This window comes from Rhodococcus sp. CX, assembly GCF_015865005.1.
GTDB lineage: Bacteria > Actinomycetota > Actinomycetes > Mycobacteriales > Mycobacteriaceae > Rhodococcus.
In genome coordinates, this window is sequence record NZ_JADZGH010000221.1 from 2855 (window position 1) to 19779 (window position 16925).

The following is a 16925-nucleotide window of genomic DNA, read 5'->3' on the forward strand; positions in this document are numbered from 1 at the left end:
CACGTCGACGCGCCCGGCTCGTCCGAGGTGCTCGAACCCGGATCGGTGGTCCCGATTTCGCAGACGACCCCGCCGGTCGATCTGACGGCGCTGATGAACGGGTTCCGGCCGCTGTTCGAGTCGCTGCCGCCCGAGGAGGTGAACGTCCTCGCGCGCAACATCACCGACACGTTCAACGGGCGCAGCGACGCCGTCGCACAGTTCCTGGACCGGGTCGCGACCCTGACCGGCAGCCTCGGCGACCGCGAGGGCATCCTCGGGGAGGTCGTCGACAACATGACGCGGCTGCTCGGCACGCTCGACAACCGCAGCGACGAACTCACCTCGCTCGTGAACGGGCTTGCCGTACTGGGTGATTCCGTCGTCGGTGACGGCACGCGCATCGCCGGGTTCCTCGACTCCGGAACCGCGACGGTCGACGAGCTCGCCGACATCATGGCACAGTCCGACGGCGCGTTCGCGCGCTCGCTCGCGAGCCTGGCCTCCGTCACCGACACCTGGATCGCGAACACCCCGGAGTTCGAACGCATGGTGGCGAATCTCCCGAACTTCGCACACCAGATCAACCGCACCGGTCAGTACGGCAGTTTCGTCAGCCTCTACCTGTGCAACTTCACCCTGAAAGCAGGCGACGCAGAAGTGAACATCTTCGGTCCTACCCACTCGCCGGTGTGCCGATGATCCTACTGACACGACTCATCGACCTCATCGTCCGCGGCGTCCGATCGCTCGGCGGGCACAACGGGCGGATCCTGCAGAGCTTCGCCTGGATGTTCGTCCTCGTCGGCCTCGGCGCGGGTGTCGCCCTCGTCGCGATCGGGATCACCTACATCGACGATCTCGTGGACGTGCTGGAGAACTCCGCGGCAGCTGCGGCGGGGGAGGGAACGCTGCCATGATGTTCCTGGTCAAACTCATCGACGTGTTCGTCGGCGCACTCGAATTCCTGTTCGGGTTCGGCCGCCGCCAGAACACCACGCACATGCCGCTGGTGCTCGGCACGATCGGCATCGTCGTCCTCGTCGTCGGTCTCGGCGCCGCGATCGGCATCCCTCGATTCTGGTACCACGCCCGAACCGAGCCGTACACAGCGGAATTCGCGAACGCCGCCGGTCTCGCGACGGGCGATCCCGTGTACGTCGCGGGTGTCCCGGCCGGCCGGGTCGAGAACATCGAGCTCGCAGGCGACCACGTCGACGTCGAGTTCCGCCTCGAGGACAACCGCACGGTCGGCAACACCTCCACCGCGTCGGTCCGCCTCGAAACCGTCCTCGGCAAGCGTTATCTCGACGTCCGCCCCGGCGGTGTCGACGACGGCGGCGACACCATCCCGCTCGAGCGCACGACCGTTCCGTACTCGCTCGACGAGGTCGGTGCCGGTGCCGAGCGGGTCTCCCGGGAACTCGATCTCGAGGCGATGGAACAGATGATGACCACGCTGTCGCAGGTGATGCCGTCCGACAGCGGCCAGGTCGAACGCACCCTCACCGGGATCAGCGCGGCCTCCACCGCGTTCGGACGTCACAGCGAACAGTTCGACCAGCTGCTCGAGATGTCGCGCCGGCTGTCGGTGATGGCGGTCGACCAGCAGGACTCCCTCGTCGAAACCGCCGCGGACGCACGCACTCTGGTACAGACCATGTCGGTCCGTAAGGAAGCGCTGACCGGGCTCGCGAACAATCTCCGCGCCGTCATCTCGACCCTGTCGCAGACGTTCACCGAGAACCGTGAGGAGGCCGACCGGCTCGTGGCCAACCTGGTCGCCGTCACCGGCACGTTGCAGCGCAACTCGGACAACATCGCCGCGCTCATGACGCAGCTGCCGCCGGCGCTGCGCACGGTCACCGACGCCACCGGCAACGGCACCTGGGCCGACGTCACCACACCCGCTGCGGTTCTGCCCGACAACCTTCTGTGCGCGATGGGAGTGATGCAGGAATGTCGGTGATTCAGGACATGCCGGGGAGCGAACAGCCCACTCCGGCCCGCTCGTCGAACCGCAAGAAGATCGTTTCGCTCCTCGTGGTCACGCTGCTGCTGATCGTCGCGCCGATCTGGTACATCTTCGGGCGCACCGATCGGGTCACCACGGTGCACGCCGACTTCGAGTACGTCAACGGAATCTACACCGGCAGCAAGGTCGCCGTCCTCGGCGTCGGTGTCGGCACCGTCACCGACATCGAACCGCAGGGCACCTCGGTGCGGGTGACGATGACCGTGCCCGAATCGGTGAAGCTTCCCGCCGACGTGAACGCCTACGTGATGAGCCCGGCGATCATCAGCGAGCGCTACATCGAACTGGGCCCCGCCTACACCGACGGCCCCCAACTGCCCGACCAGTCCACGATCCCGGTCGAACGCACGCATTCGCCGATCGACATCGACGGCATGCTCGGCAGTCTCTCGACCCTCGTCGACTTCATGGGACCGGAGGGCGGCGACGTCGGCTCGGTGCTCGCGAGCGGCGCGCAGACGTGGGGCGGCCAGGGCGAGGCGTTCAACAACGCCGTCCGCGACCTCAGCTCCGCCTCCGGTGTCATCGGGGGAACCTCCGAGGACTTCTCGGTGCTCGTCGAGAACCTGTCGACGCTCATCGAGGCGATGGATGCGCGGCAGGTGTCCCTGGACAGCATGGTCGACGACATGTCCACGCTGTCGACGGTGTGGCAGGACGCGGACCTCGACATCACCGTGCCGCTCGAGGAACTGCAGACGGTCTTCGCCGAACTCGACAGCTTCGTCACCCAGCACCAGGAGAGCTTCGGTGCGATCTCGGCGAACCTGGAGGGACTCGGCGACGCCCTGACCGGCAACCAGGCCGGACTCGCGGAGTTCATGGATCTCGTGCCGCTCATGATGCAGAACCTCGAGAAGACGGTCGGCCCCGACGGACGCAGCCGCATCCGGCTGAACGTGTCGACGAACCTGACCCAGTTCGCGGTCGCCGGCCCGCTGTGCGCCGAGCATCCGCTGCCCCTGTGCACCGGCGCCGGATTGACCAACCCCATCACGTTCCCGATCAGCGCATCCGACCCGCTGGGAATCGTCACCGCCATCACCGGAGGGAACCCGTGACCCCGACATCCACCGTTCCGTCCCGGCGAGCGGTCCGTCTCGCCGCGCTGGCGGTCGCGGTCGCCGGCACGGTCGCCGTGTCGGGCTGCGGTTACGGCATCCAGGACCTTCCGGTCGGCCGGTCCGCGGGTGCCGGTGCGTTCGACGTCGATGTGCATCTGGCGAGCGCCGACGGCATCGTCCTCGGTGCCGACGTCCGGTACGGGCAGCAGATCGTCGGCCGCGTCGCGTCCCTGAACACCACGACCAGCGGTGCCGGCCTGCAGGTGTCGCTGCAGCGCGAACTCGAGGTCCCGAGCAATGTGCTTGTCTCGGTGGAGATTCCGTCCGCGCTCGGCAGTCCGTACCTGCGGCTGATCAACCCTGTCGACGCGGCGCCGGACCGGTTGTCCGACGGAGACGTCATCGACGTGGACAACACCGATCTCGGGCCGCGTGTCGAGACGATGCTCGCCTCCCTGGGCAACGTCGTCAGCGGCAGTGGGATGGATCAGCTCGCGACCGTCGTCGACGAACTGAACGTCGCGTTCACCGGACGGTCCGACCGGGTGCAGGCACTCGCCGACACCGCGACCGACCTGATGACGCGGGCGATCGACCAGCAGACCGCGTTCGATGAGGCGATGACGCTGGCCGCCGACGTCACCCGCCGCATGGCGGACGAAGAGCAGACGATGGACGCATATCTCGCGAACACCGCCGAAGCGGTCGAAGTGCTCGTCACACAACGTGATTCCATCTCCGCGCTGCTCGACTCGACGACCCGCCTCGCCCTCAACGTGCAGGCGCTGACCGGTGCCGTGCCGCAGGGCCCGGCAGGGTTCCTGGCCGACGCCGGGACGGTCGCGTCCACCCTGCAGGCGTTCAACGACCGCATGGGCGGCACCCTCGCCGCCATGAACGCGTTCATGGACGCGTTCGGAAAGTCCGTGCGCGGTGACTACCTGGTGTTCGACGGTGCGCTCGAGATCCCGGAGAGCATCGACACGATCCTGGCCGGCGGCTACTTCACCGGGACACCGCCGGAACCGTCACCCACGTCGCTGCAGGAGATGCTCGGAGGAGGCACCCGATGAAGAGAATCGTCCTCGTCCAGCTTGTTCTGTTCGTGCTGACCGCCCTGATCGTGGTGCCCTACGGCATCTACTACATCGTCGGCCCGCGGGGACTCGGCGACGAGATGCGGCTGTCCGCCCACGTCGACGACGCGCTCGGGGTCTCGGAAGGCACCGTCGTCACCTATCGCGGTGTCCAGGTCGGTGTCGTGTCGGCAGTGTCGGTCGACCCGCAGAGCGGTGGCGCCCGGCTCGAGTTCGAGCTCGAAGGTGGCACCGAGATCCCGACCGACTCGATCGCGAAGATCACGCAGGGAACGCTCGCCGGCATGCTCAACGTCGACATCTTCCCGCGCGTCGATCACGGTCCGTACCTCGCGGACGGTGATTCGATCGAGATGCCGGCCGAGGAGCAGCCGGTTCAGATCGCCGAAACGCTGGCGAGCACGGCGGCGCTCCTCGACACGGTCGAACCCGGCACCATCGCCACCGTCGGTGCCGAACTCGGCGCCGCGTTCCAGGGTCTGGGTCCCGATCTGGCGCGGCTCATCACCGACGCCGACGATCTGTCCGGCCGCCTCGAAACCCACGCGACCGATCTGACCCAACTGCTCAGCCGCACAGCAGGTTTGATGTCGACGATGGCGAACAACTCGGAGGAATTCGTCGACGGGATGGCCGCGGCGCGCACGATCGCGGACACGTTGTACGCCAACGAGGACCGGATCAACGAGATGATGACGACGACCCCGGACGCCATGCGCCGCGCCGACGGTGTGCTTGCCGCCAACGAGGAGTCGTTCGCGGCGGTGCTCGCCAACCTCGTCGACGTCGCACCGATCATCTCGGATCGTTCGGCCGCGCTGCAGACCGGCCTGGTCGCCCTTCCTCGTGGCCTGGCCGCGCTCGAATCCATCGTGCACGGCGACCGCGCGGACTTTGCGCTCATCGCCACCCAGGGTCCGGTGTGCGTGTACGACACGCCGCGCCGTGCGCTCGGTGACGAGTCGTCGGTCACGGTCGACCTCACGCACTACTGCCCGCCCGGCGAGGACCACGGCCAGCGCGGCGCCCAGAACGCGCCGCGGCCGAACGATCTCGGTGTGGCGAACCGGACGACGCCCGGCACGCTCATCGGACCGCCGGCCGTCGCCGATCCGATCCTCATCCCGGCAGGCGAAGAACTCGCGGCCTTCTGGCGGATGCTCCTCCAGGGCATCGGCAGTGGAGGGAACTGACAAGTGGTAAACGCACATCCCGCGCCGGTCCGGCGCACCCGTCCGAACAGAATCTGAGGAGGACCCGATGCCCGCGCATTACCTCGACGACGCCGTGGATACCGAACCCGTGCTGACCTCCGCCCGCACGCGAATCAAGATCACCAGCGGCCCGAACCGGTGGAGCCGCAAGAAGCACGCCCTGTCCGACGCCATCGACTTCTGGTCGTTCGCCGGCGCCGCCGCGAACGTCATCATGCAGCTCGGCTGGCCCGAGGTCGCATACGGCGTCATGGAGAGCAAAGTGACGTCCGGCTCGCTCGTCCACCATCCGTGGAAGCGGGCCCGCACCACGACGCAGTACCTCGCGGTCGCGATCCTGGGCACCGACGAGGAACGCCTGGCGTTCCGCGAGGCGGTCAACGGTGCGCACCGGCAGGTGCGTTCGGACGAGAACAGCCCGGTCAAGTACAACGCGTTCAACCGTGAGCTGCAGATGTGGGTCGCCGCGTGCCTCTACGTCGGCATCGAGGACAGCTACCAGCTGCTGCACGGTACCCTCGACGAGGAGCAGATCGAGGACTTCTACGCGACCGCCTCGAAACTGGGTACGACCCTGCAGGTCACCGAGGACATGTGGCCCGCTACGCGTGCCGACTTCGAGCGGTACTGGAACCGCGGCTGCGAACGGGTCGTGTTCGACGAGACCACCAAGCAGTTCCTGAACGATCTCGTCGGGTTGAAGATGATCAACTTGCCGATGCGGCTCATTTTCGGGAATCTGCTGAAGTTCCTCACGATCGGGACCCTGCCGCCGTACTTCCGTGAACAGCTCGGGTACAGCTGGAGCGAGGACGACCGCCGCCGTTTCGAGCACCTGTTCGTCTTCGTCTCGTTCGTCAACCGGTTCATCCCGAAGTTCATCCGGCACGGCGGCAGCCTGGCGCTGATGGTGGACCTCCGCCGTCGCATCCAGTCCGGCAAGAACATCATCTGAGGTCGGGAGTCCGAGCTCACGGTGGTTGCGCACTCGACCGACATCGACCCGGACGGGCTGCTGCTCCGGTATCTCGGCGATCGGCGGTTCCTGCTCGCGTTGCCGCGCGCGGTGGGGCTGCAGATGCTGCATCCGGCAATCGCCGCGGGAATGGAACATTCGCGTACCCCGCGCCGGCTGTGGCTGCACAAACGGCACACCGTTCCGCTGCTGATCCGGATGGCGTACGACGACACGGACCTGTCGTCGATCATCCGGCGCGGGCACGAACACATCAAGGGCGTCGACGATCTCGACCGCCGTTACCACAGTCTGAACCCGGACCTGTTCCAGTTCCAGCACGCCACCTACGTGGACACGCTCGTCACGATGATCGAGACGTTCGTGCGACCGCTGACAGTCGGCGAGCGGGAGGATCTGTACCGCGACTGCGGCGCGTGGTTCCGGCGGTACGGGATCAGCGACCGGGGGTTGCCGGACACGTGGGCCGAGTTCCCCGGCTGGTTCGACGACACCTGCCGCACGGTGCTGCAGCGGACCCCGCGCGGCGACTTCTACCGGGATCAGGTGATGCGTCCGCAGGACTGGGTGCAGCGCCGGGTGCCCACCCGTGCGGTGCGCGCGTTGATGCATCCGATCGCGCAGGAGATGTGGGGGATCGAGGTCACCGCGGCCGACCGGCGGGCGTTGCGCCGCTATGTGCTGAGACGCAAGGCGGTCGCCGCACTGTCTCGTCGCCGGCCCGCCGCACCCCGGCTCTGAACCGGTCTAGCGCCCGTAACATACGGCTGTCATGATGTGCCGATGACAACTGGCTTCCTGGAACTGCGGCACGTGGAATGCGAGGGTCCGGCGGACTACCTGCCGGCACTGGAGGAGTTCGGTCCGGTGCACACGGTCCGGTTGTGGCAAGAGCCGTTGCCCGAGACGGTCGACTACCGGGGCATCGTGGTCATGGGTGGCCCGATGGGCGCGAACGACGGTGCGGTCGTTCCGTGGATCGACGACGAGATCGCGTACCTGCGTTCGGCTCTCGCGTCCGATGTTCCGGTGTGGGGTGTGTGTCTGGGGGCGCAGTTGCTGGCCGCTGCGCTGGACGCGAAGGTGTACTCCGGTCCGGCGCCCGAGGTCGGGGTGTGCGACGTGGAACTGACCGCGGCGTCCGCTGCGGACCCGGTGTGGGGGGAACTGCCGGCGAGTTTCCCGACCCTGCAGTGGCACGGCGACACGTTCGATCTGCCGCGCGGGGCGACGCTGCTCGCGTCGTCGCCGGCGTATCCGAACCAGTTGTTCCGGCACGGCCGCAGTTACGGCGTGCAGTTCCACCTCGAGGCCGGTCCCGATGTCGCCGCGGAGTGGCTCGCGATCGACGAATACCGTCGCGCACTCGAGGAGACCCTCGGCGCCGGCGCCGCCGAGTCGGTGCTCGCCGAACTCCGGTCGGTGCATGCGCAGTCGTCCGCGCAGGCACACGCGGTCATGACGCGGTGGCTCGAATCGATCGCCTGAGCGTCGAGCGTCCGATCAGCGACCGACCCGCTCCAGCGCGGCGTCGACGAGATACTCGGCGATCGCCATCGACGACGTCGCGCCGGGGGAGGGCGCGTTGCGCAGGTGAACGAGCCGTCCGTGCCCGGTGACCACGAAGTCGTCCTCGAGGCTGCCGTCGGCGTTCATGGCCTGGGCGCGGATTCCTCGTGGTCCGCGCACCGCGTCGGCGACGGTGAGGCCGGGAACGTATTTCGCTGCCTCGACGACGAATTCGCGGGTGCTCACCGCGGTCCGCAGTTCGCGTAGCGCGGCGGGGACGTTGCGGACGGCGAATCGTGCGAAGCCGGGGAAGGCGAGTGCCTCCCACAGGTCCCGCGCGGACCCGGATCGCCGGTCGTAGGCCTCCCGTCCGGGGGAGAGGAATGCGTTGGGGCCCAGCATGATCGAACCGTCGATGCGTTTGGTCAGGTGCACGCCGAGGAACGGATAGCGCGGGTCCGGCACGGGGTAGATCAGCCCGCGCACGGTCGTCGAGAGTTCGGGTCGCAGCAGGTAGTAGTCGCCGAAGAACGGCACGATCCGTGGGGTCGCTGCATCACCGGCGGCGCGGGCGAGCCGGTCCGATTGCAGCCCTGCGCAGGTGATCACGAGATCGAAGGCGTCGGTGCCGGATCGGGTTCCGACGAGGACCTCGTCGCCGCGCGTAATCAGTTCGGTGACCTCGGTGCCCGTGCGGATGGTGCCGCCCGCCGCGGTGACGTCACCCGCGAGAGCGGTGGTGATCGCGACGTAGTCGACGATCGCGGTGTGAGGGGAGTGCAGCGCGGCGATGCCGCGGGCGCGCGGTTCGATCGCCTCGATCTCGTTCGGCCCGATCCTCCGGATGCCGGGCACCCCGTTCTCGGTGGCCCGGGCGGTGATCGCGTCGAGGCGGCCGAGTTCGGAGTCGTCGAGTGCGACGACGAGTTTGCCGCACTCCTCGTAGGGCAGATTCCGCTCGGCCGTGTAGTCGCGCAGCAACTCCACGCCGCGGCGGCACAGTCGTGCCTTGAGGCTGCCCGGTGTGTAGTACAGCCCGGCGTGGACCACGCCGCTGTTGTGCCCGGTCTGGTGCGCGGCGAGGTCGCGTTCCTTCTCGAACACGGTCACGGTGGCACCGCACTCGGTGAGCCGGCGTGCCGTTGCGGCACCGATGATTCCGCCGCCGACGACCGCGGCCCGTAGCGCACTCATGCGCGCAATGGTAGGTGCCCGCCCCGAAAAGAGAATGTCAGTTGTACGGAAAAGTGTTACGGTCGGGCATGGGTTACAAGTACGAGAACGTCGCCACCGACCTGAAGCACCGGCTGGCGTGGAAGGAATGGGCCGTCGGGGACCAGCTTCCCGGCGTGCACGAACTCGCCGCCCACTACGGGGTCTCGCCGTCCGTCGTGAAGGACGCGCAGGACGTGCTGCGGATGGAAGGACTGATCGAGACGCGCCGCGGAAGCGGGTCCTATGTCCTGGCGATCCCGGAACCGGGGGACATGACGCTCGGGATGCACCGGCAGCTCGCGGCTCTGCGCGAAGACCTGGCCACCGCCCGGGAAGCGCTGGCGAGCGCCGAGCGCCGCCTCGCGTCACTCATGGGCGGGGAGTGACGCGAGGCGGCGCTCGACGACAGGATCAGCGGTTGCGGTCCGAGCTGTAGCCCCACAGCCAGTCGGTGTACTTGTAGCTGGACGTGTCGCGCGTGCGGAACAGCTCGTTGCGGGCTTCGCGGCCGGCTCCGTCGAGGTGCCACAGGTCGCCCCACATGCGGCCGGTCGTCAGGATGCGGTTGCAGCGCGGTGCGCGTTCGGCGTTGACGTCCCGGAGGATCTTCGGCCAGTTCTTCGTGTCGCCCTGCAGATCCTCGGCCGCGTAGTCGGCGAGGCACTTGGCGTCCTCGAGCGCCATGACGGCGCCGGACGCGAGGTACTGCAGCGGCGGGTGCGCGGCGTCGCCGAGCAGGATCATGCGGCCGTCGACCCAGTTGTCGATGGGGTTGCGGTCGAACATCGGCCACCAGCGGTCGGTCCACAGGTACTTCAGTGCGGTCTGCACGCTCTCGTGGCAGTGGTCGTAGGCGTGGGCGAGTTCCTCGGGGCTGCCCCACATCTCCTCGCCGCGCAGGAACGCGGGCGACTGGAACACCGCGACCTGGTTGAGCATCTCGCCCTGACGCAGCGGGTACTGGATGAAGTGGCAGCGCGGGCCGATGTAGCCCACGACGTCCTCGATCTCCTCGTCGAGCGGCACCTCGTGCATCGGGAAGGTGCCGCGGAAGGCGACGTACCCGGAGCCGACCGGCTTGTCGTCGGAGAGCTTCGGACGCAGCCGCGAGTGCAGACCGTCCATGCCGAGCGCGACGTCGCCGACGTGTTCCTCGCCGTTCTCGAGGATGACGCGCACGGTGTCGCCCTCGGTGACGACGTCCTGCACCGCCGAGTCGACGCGCAGGTCGGCACCGGCCTTGCGGGCCGCGTCGACGAGGACCGAGTGCAGATCGGAGCGGTGCACCACGAAGTACACGCCGCCGTAGTGCTGCTGGTAGTCGCGGCCGAGGTCGACCTTGGTGAGGATCTCCGCGGTGACGGCGTCCCGGAACACGAGGTTCTTGGGGAGCACGCCCTTGGCGATGACCTCGTCGTACACCCCGAGCGACTGCAGGATGCGGGAGCCGTGCGGGCCGATCTGAAGGCCGGCGCCCACCTCGCCGAACTCGGGAGCACGCTCGAACAGGGTGACCTGAGCACCCTTCTGGGCAAGGGCCAGGGCGTTGGCGACACCGCCGATGCCGCCACCGGCAATGAGAACTCGTGCGTCCTTCAGATCGGACATGACGCTCCTTCGGTCGTGAAAGCGGGGATGGGGAGTCCGGGATCGCGGCGCGATCGGGGACTTGGGATCGCGGCGCGATCGGTGACTCGGGATCGCGGCGCGATCGGTGACTCGGGATCGCGGCGCGATCGGTGATCAGTGGGTCAGGATCGGACCGCGCAACGTCCGATCGCTGGCGGGGAACTTCTTCCAGATCACGGTCAACAGCAGCGACGAGATCAGTGCGCTGATGCCGAAGAGGACGAAGTTCGAGTCGGCGCCGAGCCCGGCGGCGAGCAGCCAGCCACCCAGCTGCGGGGCCGCGACGGCGCCGATGCGTCCGACGCCGAGTGCCCAGCCGAGCGCGGTGCCACGGAGATGGTCCGGGTAGTAGGAGGCGACCGCCGCGATGATCAGCGCCTGCGTGCCGTGCGTACCGACACCGGCGAGAACGAAGATCAGGTAGACCACGGCGACCGGCGGGTCGAGCAGCAACGTCAGCAGGGCGGCACCGGCGACGAGCGCCGCGACGATGCTGGTCGGCACGGATCCGAAGCGCACCCCGCCCCAGGCGGTGATGAACGAGCCCGCGACCGCCCCGAGGTTCAGGGCCAGCGAGAACGTGAGCGCGTTGCCGAGATCGGTGCCTTCACCCTGCATGAGCTTGGGCAGCCACGTGCCGAGGCCGTACCACGCCAGCAGCGTCACGACGGTGACGGCCGCGAACATGATGCTGATCGTGCGGAACCGCGCGCCGAGGAGTGCCTTGAACCCGCCCTCGGAACTGTCGGGATGGGCCTCGAGCAGCGAATGATTCGGCAGCACCTTCACCGCGAGCGGAACGAGGATCACCAGGGGAACCAGGGCGAACGCGAACATCGGGCGCCAGCCCCAGTGGGGGATCACCGGGATACCGATCAGGGCCGCGATCGAACCGCCGATCGGGACGCCCGACATCATCATGGTGGCGACGGCGGCGCGCCACTTGTCCGGTACGAGTTCGGCGGCCAGTGCGTTCGACGTGGGCACGAGACCGCCCAGGCCGATACCGGCGATCAGCCGCAGCAGGCCGAAGACGATCGGTCCCGGTGCCATCGCGCAGAGCGTGGTGAAGACCGACAGGACGACCACGCAGCCGATGACGGCCTGCTTTCGTCCGATCGCATCCGACAGTCGGCCGGCGAGGACCGCGCCGATCATCATGCCGACGAACGCGAGGCTTCCGAGGGTGCCGGCGGTCGAAGCGCTGATGCCCCATTCGGCCTGCAGGCTCGAGATCACGTTGCCGTAGACGATGAGGTCGTATCCGTCGAAGACGACGAAGAGCCAGCAGACGATCACCGCGATCACGTGGGCGCGGGGCAGGGTGATGTTGCCGGTGGCTCGCGCCGGTGAAGCCTCGTTGGGGGAAAGCATTCTTCAACGGTGGGTGCGGGGCACCTGTCCGTGCAATAAAGTTCTGCTATGCAGAACAAGCCGAGGGACACGATCCGGAAGCCGACGTACATGCTCGAGTCGGTCGACAACGCCTTGCGCCTGCTCCAGTTGCTCCGCGACGCCGGGGCGCTCCGGCTGAAGGACGCGGCCCAGGAACTCGGTACGGCCCCGTCGACCGCGCACCGTCTGCTCGCGATGCTCGTGTACCGGGGGTTCGCCGTGCAGGACGAGAAACGGATGTACCACCCGGGGCCGGCGCTGGGTGTCGGTCCCGCCCGGCAGGGATGGACGCGCGACTTCACCGACATGTGCCGGCCCCACATGGAGGCACTCGCGGCACTCACCGGCGAGACGATCAACCTCGTGATCCGCGTGGGATCCCAGGCCCGGTTCTTGTGGACCGCCGAGACCGAATCGATCCTGCGTGTGGGCGATCGCCGAGGTCAGGTGCTACCTGCGGAGCTCACCGCCGGCGGGCGCATCCTCCTGGCGGAACTCCCGCGTTCGGTCCTCGAGCAGCTGTATCTGCGTCCCGCGGACGAGCCGAAGATCAGCCAGGGGCCGACGCCCGCGTACGAGACCGACCGCCGGATGGCCATCGGCGAGTTCGAGGAGTTCGTGCACGAACTCGAGGCCGCGCGCCACGTGGGGTTCGCGGTCAACGTGGAGCAGACGGAGGCCGGCGTCGCGGCGTTCGGAGTGGCAATCCGCAACGCGCGCGGCACGGCCATCGGGGCCGTCACGGCCGCGGTGCCGATCACCCGGTACCGGCAGCATCTGCGCGGAAAGCTCGTCGCTCAGATGCAGGCGGCGGTCCGGGGAATCGAGGTCGACATCGCCGATATCGAGGGAACGGACGCCCAGTATTCTGCACAGCAGAAATAGTTGGCTTGTCGTGATTCGACCCACCTAGGTTGGGAACAACGCCGGACAACGAGATGCACCGTTGCCGAGAGGAGAATTCATGACTGCCACCGAGCCTGTCGATCCCGAGCTTCTGAAGCTGTACGACGACTTCGAGACGGAACACCTGAATCCGTTGTGGACCCAGCTCGGCGATCTGATGCCGATGGTCCCGACCTCCAAGGCCGTGCCCTTCGTCTGGAAGTGGTCGACGCTCTACCCGCTGGCGCAGCGCGCCGGCGACCTCGTGCCGGTCGGGCGCGGTGGTGAGCGTCGGGCGATCGCGCTGGCCAACCCCGGTCTCGGCGGCGTCCCGTACGTCACCCCGACGCTGTGGGCGGCGATCCAGTACCTGGGCCCGAAGGAAACCGCGCCGGAGCATCGTCATTCGCAGAACGCCTTCCGCTTCGTCGTCGAAGGCGAAGGCGTGTGGACCGTGGTCAACGGCGACCCGGTCGCCATGCGCCGCGGCGACTTCCTGCTCACGCCGGGCTGGAACTTCCACGGCCACCACAACGAGACCGACAAGCCGATGGCGTGGATCGACGGCCTCGACATCCCCTTCGTGAACTACACCGACACCGGATTCTTCGAATTCGGCTCCGACGGCGTGACCGACGAGGGCACCCCGGACATCTCCCGCTCGGAGCGGCTGTGGGTGCACCCGGGTCTGCGTCCGCTCGTCGGCGTCGACCGCAAGACCAGCTCGCCGATCGCGTGCTACCGCTGGGTGTACACCGACCGCGCGCTCAACGAGCAGCTCGCCCTCGAGGACGAGGGTTACGCGGCCACCCCGGAGCCGGGCCACGCCGCGATCCGCTACACCAATCCCACCACCGGTGGCGACGTCATGCCGACGATCCGCGCCGAGTTCCACCGCCTGCGGGCGGGGGCGCAGACCCGCGCCCGCCGCGACGTCGGCTCGGTGGTCTTCCAGGTCTTCGAGGGACAGGGCCGTTTCCACCTCGCCGACAAGAGCCACGACGTCACCAAGGGCGACATGATCGTGGTGCCGTCCTGGACCGAGTGGTCGCTCGAAACCACCAACGGCATCGACCTGTTCGCCTTCTCCGACGCGCCGATCGTGGAGCGTCTGCATTTCAACCGCACCATCATCTCCGAAGGAGCCTGACCCCCATGCGACTCGCCACCCTCCGTCTCGACGGCGGCACCGCCGCAGTCCGCGTCGACAGCGATTCCAGCGCCACCGTGATCGACGGCTACGCCGATCTGTCGGCCCTGCTCGCCGACGCCGACTGGAAGTCCGTGGCCGAGCAGGCGTCGGGCAAGACCGTCGACCTCGCCGCCGCCGACTACGCGCCGGTCGTTCCCGCACCCGGCAAGATCGTGTGCGTCGGACTGAACTACGCGACCCACATCAAGGAGATGGGCCGCGACCTGCCGGAGTACCCGACCCTGTTCTCGAAGTTCAAGGAAGCCCTCACCGGCCCCTACGACGACGTGGTCGTCCCCGCCTACGCCGCGTCGCAGCTCGACTGGGAGGCCGAGCTCGCCGTCGTCATCGGCAAGCAGGCCTACCAGGTCGACGAGGCCGACGCCGCCGACTACATCGCCGGCTACTCGGTCATCAACGACTACACGATGCGCGACTACCAGTACCGCACGCTGCAGTGGGATCAGGGCAAGACCTTCGAGAAGACCAGCGGTTTCGGTCCGTTCCTGGATACCGACTACCAGCTCGGCACCGCCATCGAGACCCGTCTCGAGGGTGAGGTCATGCAGTCGTCGAACACCAACGATCTGGTGTTCACCCCGGCCAAGCTCGTCGACTACATCTCCCACATCGTGACCCTGCAGCCGGGTGACGTGATCATCACCGGCACGACCGGTGGTGTCGGCCACGCCCGCAAGCCCGCCCGCTACATCCAGGACGGGGAGGTGTGCGAGGTGACCATCGAGGGCCTCGGCACCGTCAAGAACAAGACCGTGATCAAGTAGGACGTCGTGGGATTCAACGATCTCGAACTGTCCGAGCGGCTGCTCATCGCACGTCGCGGAACCGCCTACCTGTCGCAGCGTCTCGCGGAACTGACCGACGACGAGCTCGACGGCCCCACTCTGCTCGAAGGGTGGACCCGCCGTCACCTCGTTGCGCACCTGGGCTACAACGCCGCCGCGTTGTGCCGGCTGATGGATTGGGCCGCAACGGGTGTCGAGACGCCGATGTACGAGTCGACCGAGCAGCGCGCGCAGGAGATCGCCGAGGGCGCGACTCTCAACCCGGCGGCGCTGCGAAACCTGTTCGCGCACACCGTTGCCCGGTTGGATGAGAAGTGGCGGAACCTTCCGGAGTCGGCGTGGCAGGCGCAGGTCCGTACCGCGCAGGGCCGGACGGTGCCGGCCGAGGAAACCGCGTGGATGCGCACCCGTGAGGTGTGGATCCACGCCGTCGACCTCGGCAACGGTGGCCGCTTCGGTGATTTCCCTGCGGTGGTTCTCGATTCGCTGCTCGACGACATCGTCGGTATGTGGCGGAAGAAGGACCTCGGTGCGGGTCTCGTCCTCGAGGTCGACGGCCGCGAACCGCTGCGCGTGATCGAGGACGCTCCCGTCGAGCACACCGTGCGCGGTACGCTCGCCGGCGTCGTGCGCTGGGCCGCCGGCCGCGGCGCCGTCGGTGTCACCGGTGGAGAGGCCACTCCTCCCCGCTGGCTCTGACGCCCGCCCCCACTCCCGGTGATGGGACCGTTCACCTGCTCAGACCGGGTGAACGGTCCCGTCATCGGTTTCGGGCGGAGTCGTCGGCAACTTCATCAGGTCGACGATGTCGTCGTCGATCCCGAGTTGCAGCGACGTGAACATGCGGGCCAGCGTGTCGTAGCTGCCGATGGTGAAGATCAGATCGAGGATCTGCTGCACATCCAGGTGCTCTGCCAAAGTCTGCCAAGTGGATTCGCCGATTCCACCGTCGAGGACGAACTCGTCGACGATGCCGAGATCATCGGAACCGTGTACTTCGCCGCGCTGCAGGGGATCGCGGTGATGGCGAACAACAGAACGATCGACCCGCTGCGTGACGAGTTGATCGTCGAGGTCGTCGATTCCCTGCTGCACGGCTTGGCTCCTCGCACGCGCTGAGGGGCAGTTCCCCGGAGATCCGGGAAACTGCCCCTCGTTACGAGTGCGGTGTCGGAGCCGTCAGCGCGGATCCTTCTCGCAGGCGATGCCGTCGCTGTCGCCGTCGAGCTTCGGCGCGTAGCCGGATTCCCCGCGGTAGAGCGGGGCGACACCGGCGTTCCACGCCTCGGTGCAGTTCTTGTAGCCGGTGCTCGGGGCGGGCCTCGGCGCGGGCTGGGCCGGTGCCTGAGCTGCAGGAGGTGCCGGGGGAGCGAGCGGTGCCGGAGCCGGTGCCGGAGCCGGTGCCGGAGCCGGGGCCGGAGCCGGCGGCGGAGGCGGTGCGAACAGACCGGCGGATCCGCTCGGGAAGATGTCGGCGACACCCTTCGGCAGCAGATCCGTGAGGCTGAACGCGTTCGCGGTCGTGGGGGCGACCACGGTGAGCGAAACGCAGCCGAGCGCGGCAACCGCGATACGGCGGAACTTCATTCGTGCTGTTCCTTTCGGGAAACGGTTCGGTCGGCCGATCGGCCGACCGAACCGGACTATCGCGGCATCCGGGACTGTCGTTACGAAGTCCCGGATGCCGTGCGCGGCTCCCGAATTCCGCGCGTGTCGCGTATCAGGCCGGCGCGACGACCGCCGGATCGATACGCATGACCGAGAATCCCGCGACCGCTCCAGCACCGAAGCCGGGCGCGAATACTCGGACGGGCTCCGTGATCACACCGTCGCGGACGGCGTCGGCGACCGCGAGCGGGATGCTCGCCGACGACGCGTTGCCGACCTTGTCGATGTTGAAGTACAGCCGGTCGGCTGCCAGGCCGGACG

At 67.9% G+C, this 16925-nt stretch carries 20 protein-coding genes; 14 read left to right on the forward strand and 6 right to left on the reverse strand.

The window, feature by feature from the left end:
- From I0Q12_RS24325 to I0Q12_RS24365, 9 genes are all read left to right on the forward strand, one after another.
- The coding region (locus tag I0Q12_RS24325) for an MCE family protein (RefSeq protein ID WP_231611343.1) at positions 1-681 on the forward strand (681 nt) is incomplete at its 5' end.
- Positions 678-899: a hypothetical protein gene (locus I0Q12_RS24330; protein WP_197255532.1), complete on the forward strand. Its 222-nt coding sequence runs from the start codon at positions 678-680 to the stop codon at positions 897-899. The genes I0Q12_RS24325 and I0Q12_RS24330, both read left to right, overlap by 4 nt.
- Positions 899-1948, forward strand: coding sequence for an MCE family protein (locus tag I0Q12_RS24335; protein ID WP_197255582.1), 1050 nt, complete (start codon positions 899-901; stop codon positions 1946-1948). The genes I0Q12_RS24330 and I0Q12_RS24335 overlap by 1 nt, the downstream gene beginning before the upstream one ends.
- An 8-nt stretch (positions 1949-1956) precedes the next feature.
- Positions 1957-3075: an MCE family protein gene (locus I0Q12_RS24340; RefSeq protein WP_197255584.1), complete on the forward strand. Its 1119-nt coding sequence runs from the start codon at positions 1957-1959 to the stop codon at positions 3073-3075.
- Entirely contained in the window at positions 3072-4151 is a 1080-nt protein-coding gene (locus tag I0Q12_RS24345; RefSeq protein WP_197255534.1) for an MCE family protein, read from the forward strand. The genes I0Q12_RS24340 and I0Q12_RS24345 overlap by 4 nt, the downstream gene beginning before the upstream one ends.
- Positions 4148-5368 carry an MlaD family protein gene (locus tag I0Q12_RS24350; RefSeq protein ID WP_197255536.1) on the forward strand — a complete coding sequence of 407 codons (1221 nt, stop codon included), beginning with the start codon at positions 4148-4150 and terminating at the stop codon, positions 5366-5368. The genes I0Q12_RS24345 and I0Q12_RS24350 overlap by 4 nt, the downstream gene beginning before the upstream one ends.
- A 67-nt stretch (positions 5369-5435) precedes the next feature.
- A complete protein-coding gene (locus tag I0Q12_RS24355) occupies positions 5436-6344 on the forward strand; it encodes an oxygenase MpaB family protein (RefSeq protein WP_197255538.1) in 909 nt (302 codons plus the stop codon).
- Positions 6345-6365: 21 nt separating this feature from the next.
- Positions 6366-7106: an oxygenase MpaB family protein gene (locus I0Q12_RS24360; RefSeq protein WP_197255540.1), complete on the forward strand. Its 741-nt coding sequence runs from the start codon at positions 6366-6368 to the stop codon at positions 7104-7106.
- Between the two features lie 42 nt (positions 7107-7148).
- Positions 7149-7853, forward strand: a complete 705-nt coding sequence (locus tag I0Q12_RS24365) for a type 1 glutamine amidotransferase (RefSeq protein ID WP_197255542.1) — start codon at positions 7149-7151, stop codon at positions 7851-7853.
- 15 nt (positions 7854-7868) lie between these two features.
- Here I0Q12_RS24365 and lhgO read toward each other — a convergent pair whose 3' ends face one another.
- Positions 7869-9068 (reverse strand): L-2-hydroxyglutarate oxidase, encoded by a 1200-nt coding sequence (gene lhgO / locus I0Q12_RS24370; RefSeq protein WP_197255544.1) that lies wholly within the window; start codon positions 9066-9068, stop codon positions 7869-7871.
- Between the two features lie 68 nt (positions 9069-9136).
- Between lhgO and I0Q12_RS24375 the strand changes: the two genes are divergently transcribed.
- A complete protein-coding gene (locus I0Q12_RS24375) occupies positions 9137-9475 on the forward strand; it encodes a winged helix-turn-helix domain-containing protein (protein ID WP_197255546.1) in 339 nt (112 codons plus the stop codon).
- Positions 9476-9500: 25 nt separating this feature from the next.
- Here I0Q12_RS24375 and I0Q12_RS24380 read toward each other — a convergent pair whose 3' ends face one another.
- Together I0Q12_RS24380 and I0Q12_RS24385 are read right to left on the reverse strand one after the other, a co-directional pair.
- Positions 9501-10697 carry an FAD-dependent monooxygenase gene (locus I0Q12_RS24380; RefSeq protein ID WP_197255548.1) on the reverse strand — a complete coding sequence of 399 codons (1197 nt, stop codon included), beginning with the start codon at positions 10695-10697 and terminating at the stop codon, positions 9501-9503.
- 135 nt (positions 10698-10832) lie between these two features.
- Positions 10833-12092 carry an aromatic acid/H+ symport family MFS transporter gene (locus tag I0Q12_RS24385; protein WP_197255550.1) on the reverse strand — a complete coding sequence of 420 codons (1260 nt, stop codon included), beginning with the start codon at positions 12090-12092 and terminating at the stop codon, positions 10833-10835.
- 48 nt (positions 12093-12140) lie between these two features.
- On the opposite strand from I0Q12_RS24385, the gene I0Q12_RS24390 reads away from it, so the two are divergent.
- From I0Q12_RS24390 to I0Q12_RS24405, 4 genes are all read left to right on the forward strand, one after another.
- A complete protein-coding gene (locus I0Q12_RS24390) occupies positions 12141-12998 on the forward strand; it encodes an IclR family transcriptional regulator (protein WP_197255552.1) in 858 nt (285 codons plus the stop codon).
- Between the two features lie 79 nt (positions 12999-13077).
- On the forward strand, positions 13078-14148 hold the full coding sequence (locus tag I0Q12_RS24395) for a cupin domain-containing protein (protein ID WP_197255554.1): 1071 nt from the start codon (positions 13078-13080) through the stop codon (positions 14146-14148).
- Between the two features lie 5 nt (positions 14149-14153).
- Positions 14154-14975, forward strand: a complete 822-nt coding sequence (locus I0Q12_RS24400) for a fumarylacetoacetate hydrolase family protein (protein WP_197255556.1) — start codon at positions 14154-14156, stop codon at positions 14973-14975.
- Between the two features lie 6 nt (positions 14976-14981).
- The gene (locus I0Q12_RS24405; protein ID WP_197255558.1) at positions 14982-15695 is read left to right on the forward strand and encodes a maleylpyruvate isomerase family mycothiol-dependent enzyme; all 714 of its coding nucleotides are present in this window, start codon (positions 14982-14984) and stop codon (positions 15693-15695) included.
- A 39-nt stretch (positions 15696-15734) separates the two neighbouring features.
- Here I0Q12_RS24405 and I0Q12_RS24410 read toward each other — a convergent pair whose 3' ends face one another.
- The 3 genes from I0Q12_RS24410 to I0Q12_RS33765 all read right to left on the reverse strand — a co-directional run.
- The gene (locus I0Q12_RS24410; RefSeq protein WP_197255561.1) at positions 15735-16091 is read right to left on the reverse strand and encodes a hypothetical protein; all 357 of its coding nucleotides are present in this window, start codon (positions 16089-16091) and stop codon (positions 15735-15737) included.
- An 84-nt stretch (positions 16092-16175) separates the two neighbouring features.
- Positions 16176-16583 (reverse strand): excalibur calcium-binding domain-containing protein, encoded by a 408-nt coding sequence (locus I0Q12_RS24415; RefSeq protein ID WP_197255563.1) that lies wholly within the window; start codon positions 16581-16583, stop codon positions 16176-16178.
- Positions 16584-16716: 133 nt separating this feature from the next.
- A partial coding sequence (locus I0Q12_RS33765) for a 3-oxoacyl-[acyl-carrier-protein] synthase III C-terminal domain-containing protein (RefSeq protein ID WP_307846492.1) occupies positions 16717-16925 on the reverse strand: 209 nt, incomplete at its 5' end.

Coding starts and splice junctions, on each gene's coding strand:
- I0Q12_RS24365 (WP_197255542.1), top strand. CDS start 7,149: ATGACAACTGGCTTCCTGGAACTGCGGCACGTGGAATGCGAGGGTCCG.
- I0Q12_RS24340 (WP_197255584.1), top strand. CDS start 1,957: ATGCCGGGGAGCGAACAGCCCACTCCGGCCCGCTCGTCGAACCGCAAG.
- I0Q12_RS24390 (WP_197255552.1), top strand. CDS start 12,141: ATGCAGAACAAGCCGAGGGACACGATCCGGAAGCCGACGTACATGCTC.
- I0Q12_RS24385 (WP_197255550.1), bottom strand. CDS start 12,092: ATGCTTTCCCCCAACGAGGCTTCACCGGCGCGAGCCACCGGCAACATC.
- lhgO (WP_197255544.1), bottom strand. CDS start 9,068: ATGAGTGCGCTACGGGCCGCGGTCGTCGGCGGCGGAATCATCGGTGCC.
- I0Q12_RS24330 (WP_197255532.1), top strand. CDS start 678: ATGATCCTACTGACACGACTCATCGACCTCATCGTCCGCGGCGTCCGA.
- I0Q12_RS24395 (WP_197255554.1), top strand. CDS start 13,078: ATGACTGCCACCGAGCCTGTCGATCCCGAGCTTCTGAAGCTGTACGAC.
- I0Q12_RS24380 (WP_197255548.1), bottom strand. CDS start 10,697: ATGTCCGATCTGAAGGACGCACGAGTTCTCATTGCCGGTGGCGGCATC.
- I0Q12_RS24355 (WP_197255538.1), top strand. CDS start 5,436: ATGCCCGCGCATTACCTCGACGACGCCGTGGATACCGAACCCGTGCTG.
- I0Q12_RS24335 (WP_197255582.1), top strand. CDS start 899: ATGTTCCTGGTCAAACTCATCGACGTGTTCGTCGGCGCACTCGAATTC.
- I0Q12_RS24375 (WP_197255546.1), top strand. CDS start 9,137: ATGGGTTACAAGTACGAGAACGTCGCCACCGACCTGAAGCACCGGCTG.
- I0Q12_RS24400 (WP_197255556.1), top strand. CDS start 14,154: ATGCGACTCGCCACCCTCCGTCTCGACGGCGGCACCGCCGCAGTCCGC.
- I0Q12_RS24350 (WP_197255536.1), top strand. CDS start 4,148: ATGAAGAGAATCGTCCTCGTCCAGCTTGTTCTGTTCGTGCTGACCGCC.
- I0Q12_RS24415 (WP_197255563.1), bottom strand. CDS start 16,583: ATGAAGTTCCGCCGTATCGCGGTTGCCGCGCTCGGCTGCGTTTCGCTC.